The organism is Chryseobacterium gregarium DSM 19109, assembly GCF_000430845.1.
Lineage (GTDB): Bacteria > Bacteroidota > Bacteroidia > Flavobacteriales > Weeksellaceae > Chryseobacterium > Chryseobacterium gregarium.
Map to the genome: position 1 here is coordinate 1 of NZ_AUMU01000040.1, position 1,948 is coordinate 1,948.

Annotated in this window: 2 tRNA genes and 2 rRNA genes; all 4 read left to right on the top strand. The window is 46.1% G+C overall.

The window, feature by feature from the left end:
- A 16S ribosomal RNA gene (locus H561_RS0120150) occupies positions 1–985 on the top strand; the annotation flags it as partial.
- A gap of 216 nt (positions 986–1,201) precedes the next feature.
- A tRNA-Ile gene (locus H561_RS0120155) sits at positions 1,202–1,275 on the top strand.
- Positions 1,276–1,354: 79 nt separating this feature from the next.
- Positions 1,355–1,428 (top strand) — tRNA-Ala (locus tag H561_RS0120160).
- A gap of 207 nt (positions 1,429–1,635) precedes the next feature.
- Positions 1,636–1,948: ribosomal RNA gene (locus H561_RS0120165) — 23S ribosomal RNA — on the top strand; the annotation flags it as partial.

Consider the following 1,948-nt stretch of genomic DNA (forward strand, 5'->3'; position numbering starts at 1 on the left):
GCAAGCGTTATCCGGATTTATTGGGTTTAAAGGGTCCGTAGGCGGACTCGTAAGTCAGTGGTGAAATCTCATAGCTCAACTATGAAACTGCCATTGATACTGCGGGTCTTGAGTAAGGTAGAAGTGGCTGGAATAAGTAGTGTAGCGGTGAAATGCATAGATATTACTTAGAACACCAATTGCGAAGGCAGGTCACTATGTCTTAACTGACGCTGATGGACGAAAGCGTGGGGAGCGAACAGGATTAGATACCCTGGTAGTCCACGCCGTAAACGATGCTAACTCGTTTTTGGGGCTTTGGCTTCAGAGACTAAGCGAAAGTGATAAGTTAGCCACCTGGGGAGTACGTTCGCAAGAATGAAACTCAAAGGAATTGACGGGGGCCCGCACAAGCGGTGGATTATGTGGTTTAATTCGATGATACGCGAGGAACCTTACCAAGGCTTAAATGGGAATTGATGGGTTTAGAAATAGACCGTCCTTCGGGCAATTTTCAAGGTGCTGCATGGTTGTCGTCAGCTCGTGCCGTGAGGTGTTAGGTTAAGTCCTGCAACGAGCGCAACCCCTGTTACTAGTTGCTACCATTAAGTTGAGGACTCTAGTAAGACTGCCTACGCAAGTAGAGAGGAAGGTGGGGATGACGTCAAATCATCACGGCCCTTACGCCTTGGGCCACACACGTAATACAATGGCCGGTACAGAGGGCAGCTACACAGCGATGTGATGCGAATCTCGAAAGCCGGTCTCAGTTCGGATTGGAGTCTGCAACTCGACTCTATGAAGCTGGAATCGCTAGTAATCGCGCATCAGCCATGGCGCGGTGAATACGTTCCCGGGCCTTGTACACACCGCCCGTCAAGCCATGGAAGTCTGGGGTACCTGAAGTCGGTGACCGTAACAGGAGCTGCCTAGGGTAAAACAGGTAACTAGGGCTAAGTCGTAACAAGGTAGCCGTACCGGAAGGTGCGGCTGGAACATCTCATTTTAGAGCGTCTTTAGACGATAAACAAAATTAGTATCTTCGGATACAAGTACTTACTTAAAGTTTAAGCTTTAGTTTTTTTATTGGTTGCTATATTATATAAAATACAAACCCACTAGAAATTAGTATAGGGATAGAGATACAGGATCGGAGAGCCAGGAACCAAGACGAATGCAAAAGTCTTGTATCTAGCATCTGGGATCTGTTAGTCTAAAAGACAGTCTCGTAGCTCAGCTGGTTAGAGCGCTACACTGATAATGTAGAGGTCGGCAGTTCGAGCCTGCCCGAGACTACTAATTGTAAAAGACGGGAAGATGAAAGAGCCGAGACGAATGTAAAAGTCTGGGATTTGAAATCTGAAGTCTGACTAGAGGGGAATTAGCTCAGCTGGCTAGAGCGCCTGCCTTGCACGCAGGAGGTCAAGGGTTCGACTCCCTTATTCTCCACATATTGTACTTTATTACGTAAGTAAGAGAGTATAATGTATAAGGGTAATAAAAGAAAGTGTATATTCTACATAATGACGGAGCCGTCATTAATATGCTTCACTTGATTGCTTAAGTACAAGAACAAAGATCATTGACATTAACGGTAAAGACATCACAAAGAGAAAACCGAGCACTTATAAGTGCTTGAGTAACCTAAAAAATAGGAAAGAAATCGTTAAGGGCGTATGGCGGATGCCTAGGCTTTCAGAGGCGAAGAAGGACGTGGTAAGCTGCGAAAAGCTGCGGGGATCGGCACACACGAATTGATCCGCAGATGTCCGAATGGGGCAACCCGTCTGGTTGAAGACCAGTCATCTCGATGTTTACATTGAGAAGCAAACCCGGAGAACTGAAACATCTAAGTACCCGGAGGAAAAGAAATCGAAGAGATTCCGTAAGTAGTGGCGAGCGAACGCGGATTAGCCCAAAAGTCTTTATATATTTAATGGAATGTTCTGGAAAGAACAGCCGTAGAGGG